This window comes from Bifidobacterium italicum, from assembly GCF_002286915.1.
GTDB lineage: Bacteria > Actinomycetota > Actinomycetes > Actinomycetales > Bifidobacteriaceae > Bifidobacterium > Bifidobacterium italicum.
On sequence record NZ_MVOG01000019.1, the window covers coordinates 1 to 23,973 of the forward strand.

Sequence of the window (23,973 nt, forward strand, 5' to 3'; positions counted from 1 at the left end):
AGGCTTGCGCCCATTGTGCAATATTCCCCACTGCTGCCTCCCGTAGGAGTCTGGGCCGTATCTCAGTCCCAATGTGGCCGGTCACCCTCTCAGGCCGGCTACCCGTCAACGCCTTGGTGGGCCGTCACCCCGCCAACAAGCTGATAGGACGCGACCCCATCCCATGCCGCAAAAGCCTTTCCCACACCCCCATGCGGAGGGCGCGGAGCATCCGGCATTACCACCCGTTTCCAGGAGCTATTCCGGTGCATGGGGCAGGTTGGTCACGCATTNCTCNCCCGTTCGCCNCTCTCACCAGCCAAGCAAGCTTGGCCGGATCCCGTTCGACTTGCATGTGTTAAGCACGCCGCCAGCGTTCATCCTGAGCCAGAATCGAACCCTCCACAAAAAACATTCATGGAGACATCCAACAGATGACTCACAAAAGAAAAAGACGGACCATCCAATAAGGAAGGACGGTCACACAAAAACCCCGACACCCATCAAACCCCCTCGGGTACCACACGGGCGGGCATCGGACTGGCAATCAAAGACCACCACACAACCAACAAACGTCGGCCATATGATGAAGTAGTACAGTACACACTATTGAGTTCTCAAACCACCACACACACCCACAACCACACCAGTCAACCAGACCAGCAAGCCGTGAGCGGCAGCAAGAAGAAAACTTACACCACCCCAACCACAAACGCAACCCCCACCACCAAAACCCAACAACCACAACCCCTCCACGGCGTGTCGCAACCACCCAACACCAACACCGCCAACACCCACCCCACACATCCGAACGCCAAAACCACCGACCACACCATCCACGATCGCCACACCACAGCCAAGCGAACACCACCGACGCAAACCACACCCCATGCGATCGCCAAACGACGGCCAAGAGAACGGCCCCGACACGAACAGCACCGGAAAGGATCGCTGGGGAAGCCGGAGGTGTCCAGAGACGCCGACGCGGCATGGACGGCATGGCCCATCGTCAACTCGGTAGGTCACCATGGAACCATGAACAGACAGCAGCCAGGGGAACCGAACAAGCCGGACGGCGACGCACCCGTCCCCACAGCGGCAACAGCAGCCGCGGAACCGGGGGACACCACGCCGCGCGCGCATTGGCGCGCCACGATCGTCTGGGGCGTGCTCGCCGTCGCCGTCGTCATCGTCGGCATCGTGATCGGCGTGCTGCTGCGAGCCGGCTCGGACGGCCGGCAGGTCGGCGAAGCGTCGGTCGTCGCCACGCAGCACGGCAGCGGTACGACGATCACGTTGCCCGGCTACTACGGCGACAACATGGTCTTCCAACGCGATGCGCCGCTCACGGTGCACGGCACCGTCAACGCGGCCCCGTCGGCGCACGCCGGCGACCGGACGCGCCGCGCCGTGTTCGATGCCTTCAACGTGCGTGCCGTCAGCGCCGACGGCACGAAGGAGGCGGTCACATATGTGGGCGACGACGGCGCCTTCACCGCCGAGTTCACGCCGACCGCAGGGTCGACGACGCCGTACGTCATCGAGTTCCGCGACGGCACGACGCCGGTGCGTGTGCTCGCGAACGTCGTCTTCGGCGACGTCTTCCTCGCGGCAGGCCAGTCGAACATGGAGCTCAACGTCGACCAGTACTACGGCGACGCGGACGCACGGCAGCGCAACCTCGGCGGCCGGTTCACGATGGACGACCTGCCGGAGCCGGTCGTCGACGCCGACGTGCGCTTCGTCGCCGCCGACCGTGTGGGCGGCGACGTCGGCTTTCCGGCGCGCGCCGTCACGAACGGCCGCTGGCTGCCGGCGCAGGACGCGGAGCATGTGCGCGCGATGAGCCTGCTCGCGCAGCAGTTCGCCGCGCGGGTGCGTCAGGCGCAGCCGCAGATCCCGGTCGGCGTCGTGCAGACGGCATGGGGCGGCACCGGCATCGCGCGCCACGAGGCGGACGGCGACATCTACGCGAGCCATATCAAGCCGTTGCGCGGCCTGCGCGTCGCCGGCGTCCTGTGGTATCAGGGCTGCAACGACGCCGCACGCGCCGCGGACGTCGGCGCCTACACGCAGCGGATGGTCGCGCTCATCAACCAGTACCGCGAGGATTTCGGCGATGACGACCTGCCGTTCCTCTACGTGCAGCTTGCGCGCTACGCGACGGACACGGATTTCCGCGGCATCCGCCAGCAGCAGCTCGATGTGCTCGGCGACGAGGGGCTCGCGAACCGCGATCATGTCGCGATGACCGTCGCGATCGACACCGACAAGGGCACCGAGGCCGTCATCCATCCGCTCGGCAAGGACGTGCTCGGCGCGCGCATGGCCGCGCAGTGGCTCGCGATGGCGCACGACGAAGCGGTGCCGAACGGGCCGATCATCGAGGAGGCGACGACGGTCGCGGCGAAACCGGGCACGGTGCGGCTGCGCTTCGCCGACGGCAGCGCCGACGCGCTCAACGTGCGCATGCCAAGACGCGACGCCGGCGCGGACATCGAGAGCATCGCGACGCCGACCGACGGCTCGCCCGAGGGATTCGAGGTCGCCGGAGCCGACGGCGACTTCGTGCCGGCGCGGGCGACGATCGACGGCGACGCCGTCGTGCTGCAGTCGGATCGAGTCGACGCGATCCGCGCCGTGCGCTACCTCTATGCGAACGATCCGCAGGCGCGGCGGCTGCTGTACAACGACGTGCTGCCGGCGAGCCCCTTCGTCATCGACGTGACGCGCTGACGGCTGCGGAAAGCGCCGACGGGACCGGGCGCAACACGAGGGTCGGGCATGATCCATTCCGGATCATGCCCGGCCCTCGCCGTCATGGCGACGTCACGCCCGATGCGGCGCTCAGCGCTGCTGAAGCAGTGGTGCGACCTGCTTTTCGAAGGAGATCAGCGCCTGGTTGAACACCTGGTCCATGTCGTAGTACGCGTAGGTGCCCAGGCGTCCTCCGAACACGACCTTCGGCTCGGCCTCGGCCTTCGCCTTGTACCGCGCATACAGCGCCTTGTCGTCATCGGTGTTGATCGGATAGTACGGCTCGTCGCCGCGCTCGGCGAAACGCGAGTACTCCTCCCAGACGACGGTCTTGTCCGGATTCTGCTCGGCCGCGCGCTCCGGATTGAAGTTCTTGAACTCGATCGCGCGCGTGTACGGCACGTCGGCATCGGAGAAGTTCATGACCGGGCAGCCGAAATGGTCGCCCTCGTCGTAGCGCACCTCCTTGAAATCGACGGTACGCCACTTGAGCTCGCCGAGATCGTAGTCGAAGTAGCGGTCGATCGGACCGGTGTAGACGATCGGCACGCCCGCCTCGAGCAGCGCCTTCTTGTTGAGCGGCTGCGTCTCGTCGAAGAAATCGGTCCCCAACTGCACGGTGATGCGCGGATCGTCGATCATCCGCTCGAGCCACGCCGTGTAGCCGTCCGTCGGCAGACCCTCCCACGTGTCCTTGAAGTAGCGGTTGTTGTAGTTGAAACGCACCGGCAGACGCTTGATGATGCTCGCCGGCAGCTCGCTCGCGTCGGTCTGCCACTGCTTGGCCGTGTAGTTCTTGATGAACGCCTCGTACAGCGGACGCCCGATCAGCGAGATGCCCTGGTCGTTGAGGTTCGCCGGATCGGTGCCGGCGAGCTCGCCCGCCTGCTCCTCGATGAGCGCCTTCGCCTGCGCCGGCGTGTAGTTCGCACGGAAGAACTGGTTGATCGTGCCCAGGTTGATCGGCAGCGGGAACACCTCGCCGTCATGCGTCGCGTAGACGCGGTGCACGTAGTCGGTGAAGGCCGTGAAACGGTTCACGTAGTCCCAGACACGCTCGTTCGACGTGTGGAACAGATGCGCGCCGTACTTGTGGATCTCGGCGCCGGTCTCCGGATCCATATACGAGTAGGCGTTGCCTCCGATGTGGTCGCGCACGTCGATGATCGTCACATGCGCGCCGAGTTTCTCGCCCGCCTGCTGCGCGATGGTCAGACCGAAGATGCCGGCGCCGACGATCACCAGATCGGGCATGGCGTTGCGCTCGTTCGAGGTCATAGATGTCCTTCCGAAAAACATACGAATCGGTGGCGTCCGCGAAGCGTTGCCGCGTGGGCGCCCCGTTGCCGCGCCGTCACGGCAAGCCGCGGCGCGCATTCGGCACCAGCTTAAAACGCGGTATGCACACGACGGGACGAGGCCGCGCGCATACCGCATCGGACCGCCGATTCCGCCGGTCGCGGCCGCCGGCCGCGCGCATGCGGCGCGGCAGGCGGCCACGGCCGTGGTTTACGATAGGTTGCATGGACCAAACGGAACGCCGGGAGACGACGCCCCCCTTCACGCTGCTGATGGCGGTGTACGGGGGCAATTCGTTGCGCGAGGTGGAGCGTTCCGTCCAATCGAGCACAATCGAGCAGACGCTGCCGCCGTCGCAGGTCGTCATCGTCCGCGACGGCGCCGTGCCGGAGCCGGTGCAGCGCTATCTCGACACGTTGCAGTCGACGATGTCCGTGTGGTTCACCGCCGAGCATCCCGACGAGCCGGTGCCCGAGGTGACGATCGTGCCGCTCGATGAGAACGGCGGCCTCGCGCATGCGCTCAACGTCGGGCTGCGCCACTGCGCATACGACATCGTCGCGCGCGCCGACAGCGACGACGTCTCGCTGCCGAACCGTTTCGCGACGCTCATCCCGTTGTTCGTGCGCCGTTCGAACGCCGCGCATACGAACGCGCAGTCGCGTCGCCCGATCGATGTGATGGGCAGCGCGATCCGCGAATTCAGCGACGACGAGGACGAGCCGGGACAGATCCGCATGCTGCCCGCCGAGGGCTCAGACCTTGAACGCTACGCCCGCCTGCAGTCGCCGGTGCATCATCCGAGCGTCGTCTTCCGCAAGTCGGCGGTGCTCGACGCCGGCGGCTATCCCGAGGATTCCGGCCGGTTCGAGGATTACATGCTGTGGGAGCGGCTGATGCTCGCCCATGCGCAGTTCCTCAACGTGCCGCAGGCGCTCGTGCTGTACCGCACGAACGAAGCCGCCTACGAGCGCCGAGGCGGCCGCGAGATGTTCCGCGACGAGCTGCGTCTGCAGTGGCGTTTCCTGCGCGACGGCTTCACTTCGCCATGGCAGTTCGTGCGCAACGTGTTCATCCGCGCCGTCTACCGGGTGATTCCGACGTCGCTGCGCAAGCGCGCATACCGGTCGATGACGTCGCGGCACAACACCGAGATCGCGGCATCGCCGCAACCGCCGCAGCCACCGAAACGCGGCCGGCACAGCGCGGCGCCGCGCACGCGCGTCGACGACGCCGACGGCGCACAGTCCGCGCAGTGACGGACGCCGGCGCCGTCCGCGCTCAGACCTCGATCCAGTCGACGTACGCCGCGATCGGCGGGTAGATGTCGGCGAAGATCGCGCTGTTCGACGCGGGCCGCGTCTTCCATCCGTCATGCCATCCGTCGCGCAGGCACTGCACGATCTGCGCGCGGTCGCCGGCGCGCAGCCAGGTGAAGGCCCATCGGCGCGCCGTCTTCAGCAGCAGCGTAAGCCTGCCGACGATCGTGAAGTCGTCGCCGCAGAACCGGAACATCCAGATCTTGTTGCGCACCTCGTTGTAGAAGCGCGCACCGGGATCGGCGTCCGACGAACCGAAGCGCTTCGTCTTATGGACGACTTCGCTCGCCGGCACGTAGTAGCCGATGCCGTTGCGCAGCAACGCGCTCGTGTATTCGAAGTCGTCGTTCCACAGGAAGAACGCGCTGATCGGCAGCCGATGCAGGCCGCGGACGGCGCCTGCGTTGATCAGGCAGGAGACGAAGGAGAGCGAACGCACCTGGAACGCGCCACCGCGCATCGTGCGCGCGCCTTTCGCGAGCGCGGCGCGCGGACGCGGCCGGTTCATCCGATGTTCGCGGCCGTCGACCCACACGGCCTTCGATCCGAGGATCGTCGGCAGGCAGCCGTTCGTCTCGACGCACAGGTCGGAGGCATCGAGCAGCGCGGCGAGCGCGCCCGGCGTCGGCACCGTGTCGTCGTCCATCAGCCACAGGTAGTCGACGACGCCGGGGGTCGGCTTCCTCCTGCCGACGCCTTGGTACGCCGCGTAGGCGATGCCGGCGCAGAAGCCGCCGGCGCCCCCGAGGTTCTCCGGCAGCCCGATGACCTTCGTGGCGATCGGCGAACGTTCGGCGAAGCCGTAGGCTACCTGACGCGCGCCGTCGGTGCTCGCGTTGTCGACGATGATGATGCGGTCGGGTCGGCGCGTCTGGCTGAGGATGCCGTCGAGGCACTCCTCGAGCAGCCGCGCGCGGTTGTAGGAGACGACGACCGCGGTCACTGAGTATTGCATAGCCGCCATTATATGGGCGCATATGGGCCGAAGGATCTCCAACGGACGATGACGGGGCGGCAGCGGCGGAGCGGACGGTCGTCGGCGGCCGCTCATCAGCCGGCGCCGGTACAATGCCTGTCATGAAGCGGGAACGCGGTGGCGCCGCGGCACCGCGCGCCCCGTCCTCGGAGCGTGACACCGGGGCACCGTTCCCCATGATGCCGTTTGCCGCATGCGGCGTTCCAGCCGTTGCGATCCTGTTCAGAAAGGTCCAAGCACGATGCGTGATTCCGAGCTGCCGAAGGCGACGAGCCGGCGTTCCGACGACGCGGACGAAGCCGCCGTCGAAGTCGAGGACGTCGAGATCATCGATCTGGACGCCGACGACGTCGATACGGCCGTCGAGGACGCCGACGCCGAGGACGCCGACGAAACCACCGACGTGGCGGCAACCGACGCAGCTGCCGACGATGCAGACGACAGCATGGGCGCGGACGCCGCGGACGACGACGCCAACGGCGACAAGCCCGTCACGGCGACCGACGAGGAAGGACGCGCGCCCGAAGACGTCACGGATATCGAGGCGTCCGCCACCGCCGCGGACGCACAACCTGACGATTCCGCACAACCCGACAATCGCGCGAAGGGCGCCCCCGACGATACGGACGCCGGCGCCTCCGACGATGCGGCCGACGCGGCCGATTCGACGGCCGCACAACGCGGATTCCATCCGATCAGGACGGTCAAGCGGCAATGGAAGCGCTACACCGACACGAAGTTCTACCGGATCTGGGACAAGCGTCCGAAGTTCTCGTACGGTGCGTATCTGTGCGTCGCGTTCGCGCTTGTGCTCGTCGCCGACATGATGCTGCTGTGGAGCATCGACACGAAGCACATGTACGATCCGAAACTCGAGCATTCGTTCTTCCAGCAGATCCTCGACAGCTCGTACCACAGCCTGTCGTCGACGGCCGGCATCCTCAACTTCTTCGCGCTCGCGATGATCTACCTCGTGTGCGTGACCGTCATCAACCGCTTCTGGGTCGGCACCGCCGTCTTCGGCGCGCTCGCCGGCGTCTACGCCTTCGCCTGCAAGATCAAGTACGCGATGCGCACCGAACCGATCCTCCCTTCCGATCTGGGGTTCCTCGGCGGCGGGGGCGACGGCGAGAGCGTCGCGTCCTTCGTCACCGACGAGTACCGGCCGATCATCGACCACGGCGTGCCGCTGATCGTCTGGTTCGTCGTCATCTGCATCGTGCTGCAGTTCGTCGACCGGCGGCGCGCGTTCATCCACTGTTCGTGGCTCCACCCGCTCAGGAGCGTGAAGAACGTTTTCGGCAACGTCTGCCGCATCGTCGCGCCGGTGATGAGCATATGGCTGATCGTCAGCTACGCCGGCGGACTGTCGTCGGCGCATTCGTCGATCCGTGAGTTCGTCAACGAGATCGGCTACTCGCCGATCATCTGGAACGTCGGCGACGACGCGCGCGCGAACGGCGCCGCGACGACTTTCCTGTCGCTCACGCGCGTCAAGGCGATGGAGGAGGAACCCGGCTACGACGAGGCGATGATGCAGACGATCAACGACCGCTACGCGAAGCAGGCGCAGGCGATCAACGCCGAACGCGACGCGACGCTCACCGACACGACCGTCATCAACGTGCTCTCGGAGACCTTCTCCGACCCGAACCGCGTGCCCGGCGTCCATTTCAACGTCGACCCGATGCCGAACGTGCGCGCGCTCGGCGACGTCGCGACGAGCGGCCTGATGCTGTCGCCCGGCTACGGCGGCGGCACCGCGAACATCGAGTTCCAGCAGATGACCGGCCTGTCGATGGCCAACTTCAACGGGTCGCTGCTCTCCCCGTACCAGCAGCTGCTGCCGACGCGCCCGGAGGTGTTCTCCTTCAACCAAATGTGGAACGACGCCTGCGGCTCCGACTCCTGCTCGGTCGGCTTCCATCCATTCCTGCAGCGCTTCTATCTGCGCAACGCGAACTACAGGAAGTTCGGCTTCTCGCATCTGTACACGCTCGACAGCGATCCGAAGATCAAGCACGCCGGCACCTATCAGGGCAAGAGCGGCAAGTCGGACACCGTCACCGACGAGCAGGCGTACCGCAACGTCGTCGACGAGGTGAAGGCGAACGCTGCCGCGGACAAGCCGGCGCAGTTCATCGAACTCGTCACGATGCAGAACCATGCGCCGTATCCGGGCATCTACGGCGATGAGAACGAGTTCTTCGCAGCGAACGAATCGTCGGTGCCGGACGGCGAGAAGGGCGTCATCGCGAACTACGCGAAGGGCCTGCAGCGCACCGACGAGGCGACGAAGCAGTTCCTCGACGAACTCGACGCGATCGACAGGCCGATCACCGTCGTCTTCTACGGCGACCATCTGCCCGGCATCTACGCGACGGCCGTCAACGACCCGAAGAACAGCCTCGCATTGCACGAGACGGACTACTTCATCTGGTCGAACAAGGCGTCGGCGGCGCATGGCGCGAAACTGCCGGCGTCCGACGCGGCGTATTCGTCGTCGAACTATTTCATGGCGCAGACGGCGCAGCAGCTCAACGCGCGCGTCTCGCCGTACCTCGCGCTGCTCACCGAGCTGCACAAGGAGATCCCGGCGCTGTCGCGCGCCGTGACGAACGGCGGCACCTGGTCGGCCGATTCGTCGGTCACCTATCTCGACGCCGAAGGCAAGGAGATGGATCCGAAGCAGTTCTCGAAGAAGGCGAAGCAGCTGCTCGACGACTACCGCATCGTGCAGTACGACATGATGATGGGCAGGAACTATCTGCACGGCATGGGATTCATGGCGCTGCCGAAGCAGTGAGCGAGCCGGCGGCCGTCGGTGGCGATGTTCCGCCGCCGACGGCGGCCTCCCCTACTACTATGGGCGGGTATGGTAGTGACTCTTTCACCACAGCACGACGACCGGCACGACGAGCGGCACGACGAGCACAATTGGGAGACCGTCAACCGCGTCGTGTTCCCGACGACCGACGCGGACATGACGATGCCGCTGTACGCGATCGCATGGACGCGTCCTGCGCTCAGCGACGACGTCGTCAACGCGTTCGCCGATTTCTATTCGCTCGACTTCGACGCGATGAACGAGGCGGAGCTGCGCCGGCTGCTCAACGCGAGCCGACGCACGCCCGCGGACACGTCGTCGCAGGTGTTCTCGGTCGACGGCCGCACCGCCATCACCGTGCACATGGGTCATCATGCGTCGTTCTGCACGTATTTCAACGCGTTCCCGGCGAGTTACTGGCGCCGTTGGACGAAGGTGGATTCGGTCCGCTTCACCGCCGACGTGCGAGGCACCGGCATGCTGCAGCTGATGCGCTCCACCGGCCGCGGCCTGATCCACCCGGTGCGGGAGATCCCGGTCGAGGCACCGGACAAGGCGACGACGGTGAGCGTCGACATCGCGATGGACGGGCTTCTCGACGGCGGCTTCTTCTGGTTTGACGCGAAGGCGGACATCGACGCCGAACTGCACATCGCCGACGCGCAATGGGCGGTGCCGCGATCGGCGCGCCGCGAAACCGAAACGCGGCCGTTCTCGATCGCGATCGCGACGTTCAACCGCGCCCCCTACTGCCTGCGCCAGCTGCGCGCGATCGCCGCCGACGCGAATGTGCGCGCGCGCCTCGACACGATCTACTGCACCGATCAGGGCACCGACCATGTCTGCGACCAGCCGGGATTCACCGACGTGAGCGCCGAACTCGGCGCCCAGCTCACATACATCCAACAGGCGAACCTCGGCGGCTCCGGCGGCTTCTCGCGCGGCATGTTCGAAACGCTCAAGGCTGGGCGCGCCGCCTACACGATGCTGCTCGACGACGACGCGATCAGCGAGCCGGAATCGGTCATCCGCGCCGTGCAGTTCGCCGACTACTGCTCGACGCCGACGATCGTCGGCGGAGGCATGCTGCATCTCGACAACCGCACCGTCATGTATGCGCAGGGCGAGCGCTTCGACAAGAACGAGGTGCGCATGTTCCCGTGCGTCGGCGCCGAATACAACCATGACTACGCGCAGTTCCCGCTGCGCGACTGCCCGAAGCTGCACCGCCGTTTCGACGCCGATTTCAACGGCTGGTGGCTGTGTCTGGTCCCGACCGCCGTCATGGAGGAGATCGGCCTGTCGATGCCGGCCTTCATCAAGTTCGACGACATCGAATACGGTCTGCGCGCCAAGGAGCACGGCTACGCCACGGTGAGCCTGCCGGGAGTCGCGGTATGGCATCAGGCCTGGCATGACAAGGATCCGGGGCGCTCATGGGAGGAGTACTTCAACAACCGCAACCGCTGGGTCTGCGCGCTGCTGCACATCGACCGGCCGACATGGCAGATGGTGTACCAGATGGCCTACGGCGACGCGAATCTGGGATTGCGGCTCGTGTACTCCGGCGTCAAACTGCGGCATCTGGCGCTGCGCGACGCCATGCGCGGGCCACAGTACATGATCGATGCGCTGCCGACGGCGTTGGCCACGGCCCGCGAGGCGCGCCGCGGCTTCTCCGACACCGATACGCGCGCAAACCTCACCGACTTCCCCGAGGCGGCCGTCGAATACGAGCCGCACGGCAAGCCGAAAAGCAAGCGGCAGGTGCAGCAGGAATGCTTCCGCGCCGTCTTCGAATCACTGGCGACGCGGCGCAACGGCACGGCGGACAAGCGTCCGCAGCGCGCGATCACGGCGAAGGACGCCACATGGCGTGCGTTCCGCGGCGCGTCGTCGGTGCTCGTGACATCGGCGGACGGCAACTCGGCCGCCTGGTGCCGCCGCGACAACGCATTGTTCCGCAAGCAGTTCAAACGCGGCCTGTTCCTGTCCAAGGAGTTCTTCAAGCGTTGGGACCGGCTGGCCGCCGACTACAAGGCCGCCGATCTCGGCAGCGTCGCGATGTGGGAGCGGATCTTCCGCGGCTGAGGGCGCGGACGTACGCACAGACGAACGCGGACGGCGACGGGGATCACTACCCCGTCGCCGTCCGCGTTCTTTGTCGTCGTCGTTCACCGGCTCAGGCGAGACGGTTGTCCAGACGGTGCAGGAACGCGGCCATGTCCTGACGGTAGACGGTCGTCATGCCTTCGAAGCGCCATGAGCCGTTCGCGTTGCGGTAGCCGTCGGTGATGCGCGCGCCGCCGAGCCATTGGATCTCCGCGGCATGTGGCGTGTCCGCATGCACATCGGTGAAATCGGTGCGCGGCGTCACGCCGCCCGACTTGCCGGCCAGATCGGCGAGCCGCTTGAGGAACGCGGCCATATCCTGACGGTAGACGGTCGTCATGCCTCCGTAGCGTTGCGTGCCGTCGGCGTTGGCGTAGCCGTCGGCGATGCCGGCGTGCGCGAGCCACAGGATGTCCTCGGCATGCGGCGTCTGGCTGTTCACATCGGTGAAGGTCTTCCAGTCGTCGGTGCCCGGCTTCCACGTCTTGGCGTCGCCGATGTTGCGGTTCGCGGCCACACGGCGCAGGAACGCGGCCATGTCCTGGCGCACGACTGCGCTCATGCCACGGAAGGTGCCGTCGGGGAAACCGGTCGTCACGCCGTATTGCGACAGCCATACGACATCGTCATAATGCGGGGTGCGGAACGTCACGTCACGGTACAGCGACCGATCGAAGACGCTCATGTCCACGACGCCGCCGATGCCGGACACCGAGGCCTTGGACGTGTACTGCCATCCACGCGTGCCGTTGTAGTTGGGGAACTCGTAGTCGAGTTCCGTGTTGTACTGGGCGATCCACTTCGTGCGCGCCTGCAGCCATGTGGTGTTGAGCCGCGTGTTCATGTTGTTGAGATAGCTGTAGATGTACACGTCCCGGTAACCGGCCGTGGACAGTTCACCGAAGTAAGTGCGCGCGATGCGCTCGTATTGCGAGGCCGCCGTCGGCATCTTATGGCCGCCCCAATCATCCTGCTCGAGGTCGTAGAAGATCGGGAACGCGTTGTCGGTGACCCCGTACTTGCGCAGCAGTTCCACCGTCCATCTGCCTTCCTCAAGGGCGAAGTCGGTGTCGTAGGCGTAGCTGTAGTGGTAGATGCCGAAGGGGATCTTCAGTGCGCGCACCTGCGCGAGATACTGGGCGAACCGGGCGTCCTCATAGCCGTAGCCGTAGCCGATGCGCAGGATGACGCCGTCGATGCCCGAGTTCTTTACCTTGTTCCAATCGATGCTCCCCTGATGCTCGGAGACGTCGATCACCTTGAGTACCGGGTTCATCACCGTGCCGTCCGACTGGCGGAAGGTCTTATAGGCGTTGTTCGGACCGGTCGTCCTCCAGCCCCACTGCGCCTGCGGCGCGGCACGGCGCAGTCGCGAACCGGACTGCGGCGCCGTGCCGTCCCCCGCACCCGGGTCCTGCGAGGTATCGGCGTTGTTCCACATATGTTCCGGATTCGGCGGCACGTCCTCGTCGGGCACCTCCATCTGCGGCGTGGCGGCCGCGCCTGCGCCGGTGTCCGTCGGCATCGTCCGCACGGTATCAGCGGCGGCCGGATCGTCGGCGTAGGCGGCCGAGACACCGGCAGATGTCCCGGTCAATGTCAATGCGCCCGCGAGGATGCACGCGGCGAACGAGGCCGCTCTGCGATGGGAGTGTTGTGCCATGGATGAGGTCCCCATTCCTGATGTTCGATAGGTCGGTCGGCTATGGCCGTAGTTATCCACATCCTACGGAGAAATGTGGATAACTACGACAACAATTTTGAGGCCTCCGCCTAAAGGTGGAGGCCTCGTCCCAAAAGGGTTGATCACCAACCCTCGTTATCAAATTCTGCAGTTAGAGAATTCGGTACGGTTTTCGATAACCGCATCATGATGCACCGTCTTGTATGTCGCCTCGTGATGCACGGTCTGTTCCGGGGTGATGACCACGGTTTCATCCCATGCGGGGGTGTCAACGACGATGCGTGTACCGGTTTGAACTTGTGCATATCCGGGAATAAATGTACAATGCCCGCCATGTGCCATTTCCAATTTGAATTGTTCGATACCTGAAAGTTTACTAAATTCATCTGCTGCGATGATGAATCCATCGGGATATCGTTGCACAAGAGTTTTCTTTGTTTCATACACAGGTTCTTCATGCGTCACCGCATCATGATGCACAACCTTGGTCACAGCGGGGATGACTTCATCCCATGCAGGTGTATCGACAACCTGTTCGTCCCATGCTTCCTGCACGACGACGCGTGTAACCTTCGCCTCACAGTTAATGTGATCATCCAACCGGTGGATGAACGCGGCCATATCCTGACGATACACCGGCGTCATACCACGGAACGTACCATCCGCATACCCCGTCGTGATGCCCGTGGACGCGAGCCACAGGATATCCTCCGCATGCGGCGTCGAACGGTCCACATCCTTGAAACGCTTCCAATCCGTCGCCCCCGGCTTGTAGCCCTTCGCGTTCGCGATACCGAACCGGGCCGCCTCACGACGCAGGAACGCCGCCATGTCCTGACGCACCACCGTGCCCATCCCACGGAACACGCTCGTGCCATCACCCAACGGCCAACCGGTGCTGATGCCCGCATCCGCAAGCCAGCGAATGTCATCAAGATGCGGCGTCGTCAGATCCACATCACGGAACGGCAGATGCACCGCCGACAGCATCACAATTCCAAATCAGACTTCGGAGATCACTGAGGTCCCAGAACCATTGCGCCAATACGACGTTGGAAGCACAGCACCCGCACGCGACACACCGGACTTGCGTATCGGAGCCGCCGTGATATCCTTTTCAAGTTGCATGGTTTCGGCCGTGTGCATTTGGAGGATTCGCCTAGTGGCCTATGGCGCACGCTTGGAAAGCGTGTTGGTGTAACAGCCTCGCGAGTTCGAATCTCGCATCCTCCGCCCGAACCGAAAGGCGGGAACCTGATCATCAGGTTCCCGCCTTTCGCGTTGTCGGCGGTGTCACATTGGACGCCGGACGAGCCGGGGCGCCGACCGTCAGTCGATCGGCGCCCTCAGCATCATCGCGGCCTCATCGGCCGTCTCAGTCCATCTGCAGATAGGCCTTCCAGAACTCGACCGATTCCATCCGCGGGGCCGCCGCCAGATATTCACGCGACAGGCGGTCGGCGTGCTTCTTGTAGTAGGCCAGATCGCGCTTGTAGCGCTTCTGCACCTCCTGGTAGCGCTTGACGTCCTTGACGCGGATGACGCCCTTGCGCGTCGCCCAGTCGATCGCGACGATGATGTTCTCGTTGTGGATCATGCCGGCCGGATACAGCCATCCGGCGCTCGGGATGACCGTGTATTCGACATGGTCGGCCGCCGCGTCGCCTTCGAGCTTCCTGGCGGCGAGCGTCCCGGCCCCGAAACGCTGGCCGTTGTGCGTCAAGAAATCGAAGGCGCGCTGCTTGAGCGTGCGCGGCTCGTCGAAGTCGATGACCTGACGGGTGAGCATGTCCGGGTCGAAATCGGTGATGCCGAGCTGCTCGGCCTGCGCGCGCAGCTCGTCGAAGGACACAAGCTGCTCCTTCTCGCGGTTCGCGCGCATGAAGCATTCCTGCGCGACCGGCTGCATGATGAACTTCGGGCCCTTGAGGAAGTCCTCGAAGCCCTGCAGCGCGAGCTCGGCGTCGGTGTAGTTGAACTTGCGGCACTCGAGATCGACCATATGGTGCAGGCTGTGCAACATCGTCTTCGTATCGGGCACGAGGCCGGTCGTCATCTGCCCGATCATCTGGTTGCGGATCGTCTGGTAGCGTTCGACGCCGGCGTTGTAGCGGATGTCGAACTTCGCATGCCACACGCAGATGCCGTTCATCGTCATGAACTTCGGATTGCAGCGGATGCCGTACTCGACGTCGTCGAAACGCACGAAGACCGGCAGCGGCAGGCCGTTGCGCTCGATGACGGCCGTCGGGATCACGCAGTACCACCAGGCGGCGTAGCGGTGCGCGTCCGCGGGCACGCTCAGCTGCTCGTCGTAGCACTCGTTGTACACGACGTCGACGAACTTCGTCACCTGCAGCGGCGGCTTCGCCGGCACGCACGAGCCGTCGTACGTCGAGATGAAGCCGGTGTCCTCCTTCTGGTCCTGCGTGTCCTCGATGTTGAGCATCGCGCCGGAGACGAAGGCCTCGGCGTATTCGTCATTGACGATGCGCAGCAGGTTGTAGGTGCGCAGGATGCTTTCCGGCGAGACCTCGACGTCGTCGTCCATCAGCAGCACATGCGTCGCCGGCGTCGACTGCTCAAGCGACTCGATCATGCCGCGCGCGAAGCCGCCGGCGCCGCCGACGTTCTCGTTCGGCGTGACCGTCACATGTTCGTCGCTCAGCGCGGCCGCGTCGAGCGTGCTGCCGTTGTCGATGACATGCATCGTCAGATGCTTGGCGATGTCGTAGTCGGAGCCGAGCAGCTCGGTCTTCACGAGCTCGATGTTGCGTTCGATGAACTTCTCCTTGCGGAACGTCGTCGTCGCGATCGCCAGTTCGACGTCACGCGGATCGCCGTCGAACTCGACCTCGTACCAGCCGTTGCGGATCGTCGTCTTCGCCTGCGTGGCGATCTGGAATCCGGCGATGACGGTCGTCGGGTCGACAGTGATGTCGAGCGTCACCTCATGCCACTTGTTGTCGCCGGGCACGTTGGCCGTGACCGATTCGACGAGCTGCGGCTGCATCGACAGACGCTCGGCGCGCGTCTGCGTCAACGTGACCGGCTTCGCGCTCTTGACGTCGATATGCAGGCGGAACGCCGTCGCTCGCGTGTACTTGAGCAGCTTGAGCACGGACAGCGCGTTGAAGTACGTCGTGAAATCGACGGTGCCGGCGCCCGCGATCGTCCAGTCGCCGGTGCGCGGATCCGGCGTCAGCAGCTGGTCGGTGTGGTAATACATCGTGGGATAGCTCAGCGCACGCGGCTTCGTCTCCAGCAGCACGTTCGCGAATCGAATCGATGACATGGGTCCTCACTTGCTAGTCGTCACTTGGTCGTTTGCAGCCTTCAATCACGCTTCAGCATAGTCCGTGCAGCGAAAAAGGCGCCGATCCGCCGAGGGTGGACCGCCGCTGCCGAGGCGGCCTCCTATGATGGTCGCATACGCTGGCGCCGTGGCACGGCTACAATGAAGCGACTGGACCCGAAACGAAGAAGGTGCGAGTGAATACGTTGAAGCAACGGTTGAAGGACCGCTACGGATACGCCATGACCGTGTTGCGCGGCCTGGTGAAGACCGATTTCAAGATGCGCTACCAGGGATCGTTCCTCGGCGTGGCGTGGTCGGTGCTCAAGCCGCTGATGCTGTTCGCCGTCATGTACGTCGTGTTCGCGAAGTTCATGCGCATGACCGACGGCACGCCGACCTTCCCGGTCGTGCTGCTGCTCGGCATCAGCTCATGGCAGTTCGTCACCGAGACGGTGGGCATCGGCCTGCGCTCGATCGTCGACCGCGGCGACCTGCTGCGCAAAGTGCACTTCCCGAACTACATCGTCGTCGTCTCCGCATCGATCGGCTCATTGATCTCGCTCGCGATCAACTACGTCGTCGTGCTCATCTTCGCGATCTTCATGCGCGTCGAATTCACGTGGCGCGTGCTGTGGCTGCCGCTCAACGTGCTCGAACTGTACATCATCGCGCTCGCGCTCGCGCTGATGCTGTCGACCTTCTACGTGTTCTACCGCGACGTGCTGCATATCTGGGAGGTGCTGCAGCAGATCATCTTCTACGCGATGCCTATCATCTACCCGTTGAGCTTCATCACGAAGAACCATCCCGAATACAGCACGATCGCCAATCTCGAGCTGATGAACCCGATCGCGCAGACGATCCAGGACATCCGCCACAACTTCATCGCGCCGGCGACGCAGCCGACGGTCTGGAACACCTTCGGCTCATGGTGGGTGAAGCTGATCCCGGTCGCGATCACCGTGCTGCTGCTGTGGTTCGGCGTGTACGTCTTCCGGAGGAACAGCCGTCGATTCGCGGAGGTGATGTAATTGACGCAGGCAATCGAACAGCACGACGCCGCGGCCGACGAAGCCGCGCAGGTCGTCACGATCGACAACTACATGGAGCAGCCGGTCGTGCTCGACGTGAACCACGTCGAGAAATGGTTCAAACTGCCGACCGAACAGGCGAGCGGCCTCAAGCAGGCGTTCATCAACTGGACGAAGGGCATCAAGGGCTACAAGAAGCAGCAGGTGCTCAAGGACGTGACGTTCCAGGTGCACCGCGGCGAGTTCTTCGGCATCGTCGGTCGCAACGGCGGCGGCAAGTCGACGCTGCTCAAGATCATCTCGCAGATCTATTACCCGAACAGCGGCTCGGTGCATGTGGAGGGCAAGCTCGTGCCGTTCATCGAACTCGGCGTCGGCTTCAACCCGGAGCTCACCGGCCGCGAAAACGTCTATCTCAACGGCGCGCTGCTCGGCTTCACGCCCGAGGAGGTCGACGCGATGTACGACGACATCGTCGAATTCGCCGAGCTCGAGGACTTCATGGACCAGAAGCTCAAGAACTATTCGAGCGGCATGCAGGTGCGTCTCGCGTTCTCGGTGGCGATCAAGGCGCAGGGCGACATCCTCGTGCTCGACGAGGTGCTCGCCGTCGGCGACGAGGCGTTCCAGCGCAAATGCGACGACTACTTCACGAAGGTGCGGCAGGACCCGACGAAGACCGTCATCCTCGTCACCCATGACATGAGCGCCGTCAAACGCTACTGCACGCGCGCGATGTTCATCCGGAACGGCGAGGTCGCCGCGATCGGCGACCGCGAGACGGTGTCGGAAAGCTACACGCTCGCGAATCTCGAGGCCGCCCAGGAGGAGAACGAGCGCAAGCAGCAGGAGGCGCTCGCGCACGGACGCGAGGAGTATCCGAACGGCCTCAACGAACGCTGCCCGCTGCTGCGCACCTACGGCGTCTCGCCGCTGATGCTGACGAGCGACGACGTCTTCCGCTTCGCCGTCGAATACGATTTCGACGAGACCGACGACTTCTATCTGGCGATCGCGTTGCACGACATCCGCCGCGGCGGCATCACCTTCGACACCGGCGCGCGCAATCCGCAGATGCATCTGACGAAGCCCGGCCACCACACCGTGTATTTCGAGATGCCGCTCGACCTGTTCAACAACGGCGAGTTCAGACTGATCACGTCGCTGCGCACGCCGATCCCCGGCGACGACGCGATGACGGACGCCGTCGCCGTCGCATTGGACGACAACGCCTGCACCTTCGTGATCCGCGATCCGCGCAACACGAACTACGCGCTGATCAACAACCGCGCGCTGTCGATCACGCCGATCAGCGAGCAGGAGGCCGAAGCGGCGGCCGCCGAACAGCGCGCGCATGAGCATGCGTCCGCGACGACGCCGGCGCAGAAGCACACGGCACAGTAAGTCAGATGGAATAAATAAGGAGTCGACATGAGCGGCACCGGCTTGCACCCTTGGGCGGATGCGAAACGCACGTTCTGGAACGGCGTCACGCGGATGTACAACCGGCACAACGGCATCACGCCGCCGTCGGATGCGGAACTCGCGCGGCGATCGCGCGCGCATTACCTGATCGGCGAAGCCGGCTTCCCGAACTACGGCGACGAGCTCATCGCGCGCGAATGGGTGAAATACCTCGCCGAAGTCGACCCCGAGGTCCCGGTGGTCTTCGACTGCCTGTGCGCGGGGCCGGCGGCCGCGATCCTCTACGGGCTGCACCCGAAGCTCACCGTCGTCGACACGATCGCGCAGCTGTGCATCGTCGACCGCGAACGGCTGTTCAAGGCTCTGCCCGACGATGAGCGCGCATCAACGCCGATTGAATCGATCCCGGTCACGGCGATCGGCGGCGAACTGACGAAAGCGCTCGACGACGAAGGCTATGCGGCGCGCTACGCCGCCGGCATACGGCTGCTCAACGAACGCACGCAGGATCTGCACATCATCGGCGGCGGCTACATGCGCAGCTTCTGGAACGCGAACCTCGCACGCCTGAGCGCCGCGCAGTGGGCGCAGCGCCACGGCATGCCAGCCGTCGTCAGCGGAGTCGGACTCGAACCGCTCGACGCGCGTGACCGCGCGTACGCGGCGGCGGTCGCGCGCGACATCACGGCGTTCTCATGCCGCGACGTGCCGAGCCGTGACGCGATCGACCCGGAACACCGGACGACGACGCTCGCGCCCGACGACTGCTTCGTCAACGCGTTGGACGGCGTCTATCTGCCCGACGACGCGCCGCTGCCGCAGACGATGGTGTGCATGCAGCTCGATCTGGTCGACGACCCGAAGGCGCTGCTCGGGCATATGGTCGCCGTGCTCGAAGCGTGGGACGTCCCGCAGGGCGAACGCATCGGCGTCGTCGAATGCATCCCCTACGACTCGCAGGACGCGATGCATATGCTCGCTTCGCATGGATGGGAGCCGTGGCTGTATCCGCTGCAGGATCTGCTCGAGCGTGGGTTCCCGGCACAGACCGGTCAACGGTGGCTGTCGACGCGCTACCATCCGCATCTGCTCGCCGCGGCGCGCGGATGCTCAGGGTCGTTCATCTCGGTGCAGGAAGGCTACTACGACGTCAAGCACGCCGCCGTGCTGCGCATGGGCTCGAGGTGGACGCAGACGTACATTGGCCAGCGGGACATCCCCGCACCGGGACCGGGCTTCGCCGACCCGGATGTGCGGTTCATGTACCGCAACCAGATCCGCCGGCAGGTGGCGCCGCTGTACGAGGCGCGGTAAGCGGTCGCCGTGGAGGGCCGGCCGGGCCGGCCGGCGGAGGTGCGGGTGGGTCCGTCGACTCCGCAGATGATTCGGGACGTAACGGGCCGATTCATCGGACGGGTCGACGGTCCGTCACGCTCAACAGCCAGTTTACGTCCCGGGTCGTCGACGGCGCCGACGGTCCGGGACATAGCGGGTACGTTCCTCCGTCATGCCGACGGATCGGGACGCTCAGCGGGCCGTCCGCGTCCCGGTTCGGCGACCACGTCGACGGAACGGGACGGAAACTAGCCAGTTTGAGGGTTGGCTTGCCGACTGCGTCGATAGATCGGGACGCTTATGGGCCATATCCGGGGCCGGACATGGTTGGGGCGTCCCCTCGCGTCGCGAACCACGCGAGGGGACGCCCCATCAATCCGTGCCCGGAATGCCGCGCACCTTACTTGGCGAGCTGGTTGTCGAGCCGGTGAAGGAAGGCGGCCATATCCTGGCGCACGACCGCGCTCATGCCACGGAACTCGCGTGCGTTGCCGACCTTCCAGCCTTCGGAGATGCCCGAACCGGCCAGCCACGCGATATCGTCGGCATGCGGCGTCTTACCCGGATCGGCGAAACGCACATCACGGAAGTCATACTTCGGCGCCACACCGCCGTCCTTGCCGCCCAACTTGGCGAGACGGCGCAGAAAAGCGGCCATATCCTGACGCACGACCGGGCTCATGCCACGGAACGTGCTCGTGCCATCGGCCTCCTTCCAACCGGTGGAGATGCCGGCGTGGGCCAGCCACAGGATGTCCTCGGCGTGCGGCGTGCCGTGGTTGACGTCCCGGAACGTCGCCCAGTCGGCCGCCGACGGCTTCCACGTCTTAGCGTCGCCGATGTTGCGTTTGACCGCCTCACGGCGCAGGAACGCGGCCATATCCTGACGGTAGACGCGCGTCATGCCTTCGAAGCGCGTCGTGCCGTCGCTGTTGGCGTAGCCCTTGGTGATGCCCGAATCCGCCAGCCAGTTGATATCGGTCTCATGCGGCGTCGACGCAGACACGTCAGTGAAACGATAGACGGTGAGATCGCCGGACCAGTTGCGGCCGGTGCCTGAATCGAACACGACACGCGCGGTGCCCGGGCCGACGGCCGTGAGCTCATAATCGTTCGCCGTGATCACATTGGCGTTCTCGGAAGTCCACGCGCCCAGAATGAACGGGTCGATCGGGGCGAAGTACGCGGCCTGCGGGTTCCATGCGTCCCTGCTGGCCCACAGCGTCACCGGTGTCGTCTTGCCCACGGCGAAGTGGCTCGGCAGCCCATCGAACTGCGCGTTCCGCGCGACGTCGTCGCTCACCGGCATCGTCAGCATGTAGCTGCCCTTGAGCTTCAGCGGCGTCGTGTCGCCGTTGCCGCCGTTGATTTCGCCGGCAGCCACTCCGTTGATCATCGCGAAGCCCATGTTGCCCGAGCTCGGATCGATGATGCTCATATAGTGCCCGTAGCCGTTTGCGTCGACGTCTTCACCGCTGGTGTAGCGGATGTAATCCGATTTCTCGCCCATCCACTGGTCGAAGGCCGCGGAGAAGTTCGTATCCCACCGCCACGCGAGCACTTCGCCGTAGGAGCCCTTGCCGTCGACGGTCGCGCTCCAGATATTGGAATCGTTGCCGGTGCGCAGATGGTTCAGCGTATACGCCGATTCCAGCGCGCGCTGCACGGCGATGCGCTCCAGCGTGTTGTCCCACTTCGGGGAGAGGTAGGTCTCCTTGCTCATGTTCTTCTCACGCAACCACTGCTGCACGGTCACGTAGTTGCCGCGGTCGTTGCGGAACTTGACGCGCGAGTCGTTGTAGGCGTCCTCACGCCATTTGCGCAGGCTCTGCCGGGCCTGTGCGTACACGGCGTCCTGCTGCAGCTGCACGAGCGCGATGCCGATGACGCCTTCGCCGAGCTCCACGTTCAGATCGTAGTAGGCGGCGTCCTGACTGCGCGACCGGTTCAGTTCGTCGACCTGTTCACGCAGCGCATCCATATCCGGCTGCGTCTGCTGCGAGCGCTCATGCATCGTCGGCTGCCCGCTGATTTCGAATTGCGGCTCCCAGCCTTCGACGTCGGTCGCCTGGGCCGTGGCCGGCATCATCGTGCACAGCATCGCCGCGGCCAGTGGCGCGCTGATCCAGCGCAGCCCCTTCCTTGTTCCACCGGACATAGTTGTTCCTCTCTCTTCTTTGCATTGTTCCCATGGTTCATCCCCATCGAAGAATCACGATATCAATCGTATAGACAATCGATATTCTTTGTCAACCGCATGTCGCGGACAAGTATGGCGTCGACGGAATATCAATATTTTGCCTCTCCCTCGCGGTCCTGTTACGATGAGCGCAAAGGAGAAGACAATGCGCCCTCCACGGAATTTCGATGTATGAAATTCCTCTTCAGACAACGACAGAAGAGAAGGGATATCGGTATGAATACCACCAAACTACCGCGCGTCGCCCGACGTGCCCTCGGCGTCGCATTGGCATCGGCGCTGATGATGATCCCCTGCACGACCGGCATCGCAGCAGAAACCAGCGTCCCCCTCGACGCCGCGCACTTCCCCGACCCGGCGTTCCGTGCATTGGTTCAGCAACAAGATTCGGATAACGATGGGGTACTCAGCTCGGACGAGCTGCACAGCATATGGAAGATCGAAGGCGGCTGCTACTACGACGACACATGCGGAAACATCACATCCGCCGCCGGCATCGAATACTTTCCCAGTTTGACCGATCTGGATCTCGGCGGCAATCAACTGACGTCCTTGGATGTCAGCCACAACCCCCAGCTTGAACGCCTCTTCGTCAGTGATAACCAGCTGAAATCCATCGATCTCAGTCACAATCCCGCACTCGCTTATTTAACGCTGTCCGACAATCAATTCACGTCCATCGACATCAGCCACAATCCCGCGCTCTACCATCTGTATGCCGACGGCAACCAGCTCACCACTGTGGATGTGAGCAATCATGCGGCACTCGCCACATTGGATCTCCACAACAATCAGCTCACCCATGTGAATCTGGAAGGCACCCCTAAGCTTGATTATCTGGACATCGACAATAACTCCGTATTGTCGGTCGATCTCAGCCAGAACGCCGCGCTCAATTATTTGAGTCTCAGCAATAATCAACTGACATCCGTGGATCTGCGTCATAACACCAACCTCGTCGATTTGTATCTCGACAACAATCGGTTGCTGTGGCTCGGCGACGTCGCGAAATCCGTTCAATTCTCGGATTTCTCCAACCAGCAGTTCGGCCCCATAACCGACGCTTCGCTGGATCTGGCGAAGGCTGCGCCCGGCATTGACGTATCGCGCATCTCGGATGTGCAGGGCGGTACGCTTCAGGGCACCGTGCTGACGCCGACAAGCACCGATGGCCTCGTCACCTATGATTATCATTTCAGCGACGCGCAGATGCCGCTGGGCGTGCGCGTACAGTTTGAGGTGCCGTCGTTCACGGTTGCGTTCGATACGAATGGGCTGTTATCTGTTGGTGTATGAGTTTGTTTTGCGTGGTTTGGATATGTTATACTTGGTTTCATGTTGGTGAAGGAATGGGCGGCCCGTGAGGGGTTGCATCCGCAGACGGTGTGGAAGTGGTGCCGTGAGGGCACGATGCCCGTGCCTGTGGAGCATACGCCGACCGGTATGTGGCTCATCCACGACCCCAAATACGAGACCCGAGGGGCGCAGGCCCCTGCCGGCGGGCGCACGGTGTGCTATGCGCGCGTGTCCGGTCCGGACCGGAAGAACGACCTGCAACGTCAGGCGGACAGGCTCAAGGCGTTCGCGCTCAGCATGGGCGTCGAACGGCCCGAGGTCGTCACGGAAGTGGGGTCGGGTATGAACGATCGGCGGCGCAAGCTCAACCGTCTGCTGGCCGACCCGACGGTGGGCGTGATAATCGTGGAGCACCGTGACCGCCTTGCCCGTATG

Annotated in this window: 15 protein-coding genes, 1 tRNA gene and 1 rRNA gene; 10 read left to right on the plus strand and 7 right to left on the minus strand. The window is 64.1% G+C overall.

The genetic code is table 11. The annotated features are described in order from the left end of the window. Positions 1 to 388: ribosomal RNA gene (locus B1400_RS05445) — 16S ribosomal RNA — on the minus strand; the annotation flags it as partial. Positions 389 to 1,014: 626 nt separating this feature from the next. Here B1400_RS05445 and B1400_RS05450 point away from each other — a divergent pair. Next, positions 1,015 to 2,715 carry a sialate O-acetylesterase gene (locus tag B1400_RS05450; RefSeq protein WP_095613423.1) on the plus strand — a complete coding sequence of 567 codons (1,701 nt, stop codon included), beginning with the start codon at positions 1,015 to 1,017 and terminating at the stop codon, positions 2,713 to 2,715. 111 nt (positions 2,716 to 2,826) lie between these two features. Here the strand turns inward: B1400_RS05450 and glf are convergent, their stop codons facing one another. After that, on the minus strand, positions 2,827 to 4,014 hold the full coding sequence (gene glf / locus B1400_RS05455) for a UDP-galactopyranose mutase (protein ID WP_095613424.1): 1,188 nt from the start codon (positions 4,012 to 4,014) through the stop codon (positions 2,827 to 2,829). A gap of 200 nt (positions 4,015 to 4,214) precedes the next feature. On the opposite strand from glf, the gene B1400_RS05460 reads away from it, so the two are divergent. After that, a complete protein-coding gene (locus B1400_RS05460; RefSeq protein ID WP_327078505.1) occupies positions 4,215 to 5,294 on the plus strand; it encodes a glycosyltransferase in 1,080 nt (359 codons plus the stop codon). Positions 5,295 to 5,316: 22 nt separating this feature from the next. Here B1400_RS05460 and B1400_RS05465 read toward each other — a convergent pair whose 3' ends face one another. After that, positions 5,317 to 6,309, minus strand: coding sequence for a glycosyltransferase (locus B1400_RS05465; protein ID WP_095613426.1), 993 nt, complete (start codon positions 6,307 to 6,309; stop codon positions 5,317 to 5,319). 262 nt (positions 6,310 to 6,571) lie between these two features. Between B1400_RS05465 and B1400_RS05470 the strand changes: the two genes are divergently transcribed. Together B1400_RS05470 and B1400_RS05475 are read left to right on the plus strand one after the other, a co-directional pair. Then, on the plus strand, positions 6,572 to 9,136 hold the full coding sequence (locus B1400_RS05470; RefSeq protein WP_235607342.1) for an LTA synthase family protein: 2,565 nt from the start codon (positions 6,572 to 6,574) through the stop codon (positions 9,134 to 9,136). A 69-nt stretch (positions 9,137 to 9,205) separates the two neighbouring features. Next, a complete protein-coding gene (locus B1400_RS05475; protein ID WP_235607343.1) occupies positions 9,206 to 11,248 on the plus strand; it encodes a glycosyltransferase in 2,043 nt (680 codons plus the stop codon). 91 nt (positions 11,249 to 11,339) lie between these two features. On the opposite strand, the gene B1400_RS05480 is transcribed toward B1400_RS05475, so the two are convergent. Both B1400_RS05480 and B1400_RS05485 read right to left on the minus strand, forming a co-directional pair. After that, positions 11,340 to 12,794: a glycoside hydrolase family 25 protein gene (locus B1400_RS05480; RefSeq protein ID WP_162288186.1), complete on the minus strand. Its 1,455-nt coding sequence runs from the start codon at positions 12,792 to 12,794 to the stop codon at positions 11,340 to 11,342. A 297-nt stretch (positions 12,795 to 13,091) separates the two neighbouring features. Then, positions 13,092 to 13,943: an S-layer homology domain-containing protein gene (locus tag B1400_RS05485; protein ID WP_095613428.1), complete on the minus strand. Its 852-nt coding sequence runs from the start codon at positions 13,941 to 13,943 to the stop codon at positions 13,092 to 13,094. Positions 13,944 to 14,101: 158 nt separating this feature from the next. On the opposite strand from B1400_RS05485, the gene B1400_RS05490 reads away from it, so the two are divergent. Beyond that, positions 14,102 to 14,186: transfer RNA gene (locus B1400_RS05490), tRNA-Ser, on the plus strand. Between the two features lie 142 nt (positions 14,187 to 14,328). Here the strand turns inward: B1400_RS05490 and B1400_RS05495 are convergent. Then, a complete protein-coding gene (locus tag B1400_RS05495; RefSeq protein ID WP_095613429.1) occupies positions 14,329 to 16,248 on the minus strand; it encodes a glycosyltransferase family protein in 1,920 nt (639 codons plus the stop codon). Between the two features lie 197 nt (positions 16,249 to 16,445). Between B1400_RS05495 and B1400_RS05500 the strand changes: the two genes are divergently transcribed. The 3 genes from B1400_RS05500 (at position 16,446) to B1400_RS05510 (ending at position 20,021) form a co-directional block, all read left to right on the plus strand. Then, complete coding sequence (locus tag B1400_RS05500) at positions 16,446 to 17,282, plus strand: ABC transporter permease (RefSeq protein ID WP_327078504.1); 837 nt, start codon at positions 16,446 to 16,448, stop codon at positions 17,280 to 17,282. Between the two features lie 72 nt (positions 17,283 to 17,354). After that, positions 17,355 to 18,686: an ABC transporter ATP-binding protein gene (locus tag B1400_RS05505; RefSeq protein WP_235607344.1), complete on the plus strand. Its 1,332-nt coding sequence runs from the start codon at positions 17,355 to 17,357 to the stop codon at positions 18,684 to 18,686. A gap of 27 nt (positions 18,687 to 18,713) precedes the next feature. Next, a complete protein-coding gene (locus B1400_RS05510) occupies positions 18,714 to 20,021 on the plus strand; it encodes a polysaccharide pyruvyl transferase family protein (protein WP_095613431.1) in 1,308 nt (435 codons plus the stop codon). A 421-nt stretch (positions 20,022 to 20,442) separates the two neighbouring features. Here B1400_RS05510 and B1400_RS05515 read toward each other — a convergent pair whose 3' ends face one another. Continuing rightward, positions 20,443 to 22,200, minus strand: coding sequence for an S-layer homology domain-containing protein (locus B1400_RS05515; RefSeq protein WP_095613432.1), 1,758 nt, complete (start codon positions 22,198 to 22,200; stop codon positions 20,443 to 20,445). A gap of 258 nt (positions 22,201 to 22,458) precedes the next feature. Here B1400_RS05515 and B1400_RS09690 point away from each other — a divergent pair, with 258 nt between their 5' ends. Together B1400_RS09690 and B1400_RS05525 are read left to right on the plus strand one after the other, a co-directional pair. After that, positions 22,459 to 23,538, plus strand: a complete 1,080-nt coding sequence (locus B1400_RS09690; RefSeq protein ID WP_157909646.1) for a leucine-rich repeat domain-containing protein — start codon at positions 22,459 to 22,461, stop codon at positions 23,536 to 23,538. 39 nt (positions 23,539 to 23,577) lie between these two features. Further along, positions 23,578 to 23,973 (plus strand): IS607 family transposase (locus B1400_RS05525; RefSeq protein WP_095613437.1); only part of this gene is annotated, 396 nt, incomplete at its 3' end.

Bases quoted from the DNA above. Each gene is read 5' to 3' on its own strand.
- B1400_RS09690 (WP_157909646.1), top strand. From the start codon at position 22,459: ATGAATACCACCAAACTACCGCGCGTCGCCCGACGTGCCCTCGGCGTC.
- B1400_RS05485 (WP_095613428.1), bottom strand. From the start codon at position 13,943: ATGCTGTCGGCGGTGCATCTGCCGTTCCGTGATGTGGATCTGACGACG.
- B1400_RS05505 (WP_235607344.1), top strand. From the start codon at position 17,355: ATGGAGCAGCCGGTCGTGCTCGACGTGAACCACGTCGAGAAATGGTTC.
- B1400_RS05470 (WP_235607342.1), top strand. From the start codon at position 6,572: ATGCGTGATTCCGAGCTGCCGAAGGCGACGAGCCGGCGTTCCGACGAC.
- B1400_RS05475 (WP_235607343.1), top strand. From the start codon at position 9,206: ATGGTAGTGACTCTTTCACCACAGCACGACGACCGGCACGACGAGCGG.
- B1400_RS05515 (WP_095613432.1), bottom strand. From the start codon at position 22,200: ATGTCCGGTGGAACAAGGAAGGGGCTGCGCTGGATCAGCGCGCCACTG.
- B1400_RS05465 (WP_095613426.1), bottom strand. From the start codon at position 6,309: ATGCAATACTCAGTGACCGCGGTCGTCGTCTCCTACAACCGCGCGCGG.
- B1400_RS05495 (WP_095613429.1), bottom strand. From the start codon at position 16,248: ATGTCATCGATTCGATTCGCGAACGTGCTGCTGGAGACGAAGCCGCGT.
- glf (WP_095613424.1), bottom strand. From the start codon at position 4,014: ATGACCTCGAACGAGCGCAACGCCATGCCCGATCTGGTGATCGTCGGC.
- B1400_RS05460 (WP_327078505.1), top strand. From the start codon at position 4,215: ATGCGGCGCGGCAGGCGGCCACGGCCGTGGTTTACGATAGGTTGCATG.
- B1400_RS05450 (WP_095613423.1), top strand. From the start codon at position 1,015: ATGAACAGACAGCAGCCAGGGGAACCGAACAAGCCGGACGGCGACGCA.
- B1400_RS05480 (WP_162288186.1), bottom strand. From the start codon at position 12,794: ATGCCGACGGACACCGGCGCAGGCGCGGCCGCCACGCCGCAGATGGAG.
- B1400_RS05510 (WP_095613431.1), top strand. From the start codon at position 18,714: ATGAGCGGCACCGGCTTGCACCCTTGGGCGGATGCGAAACGCACGTTC.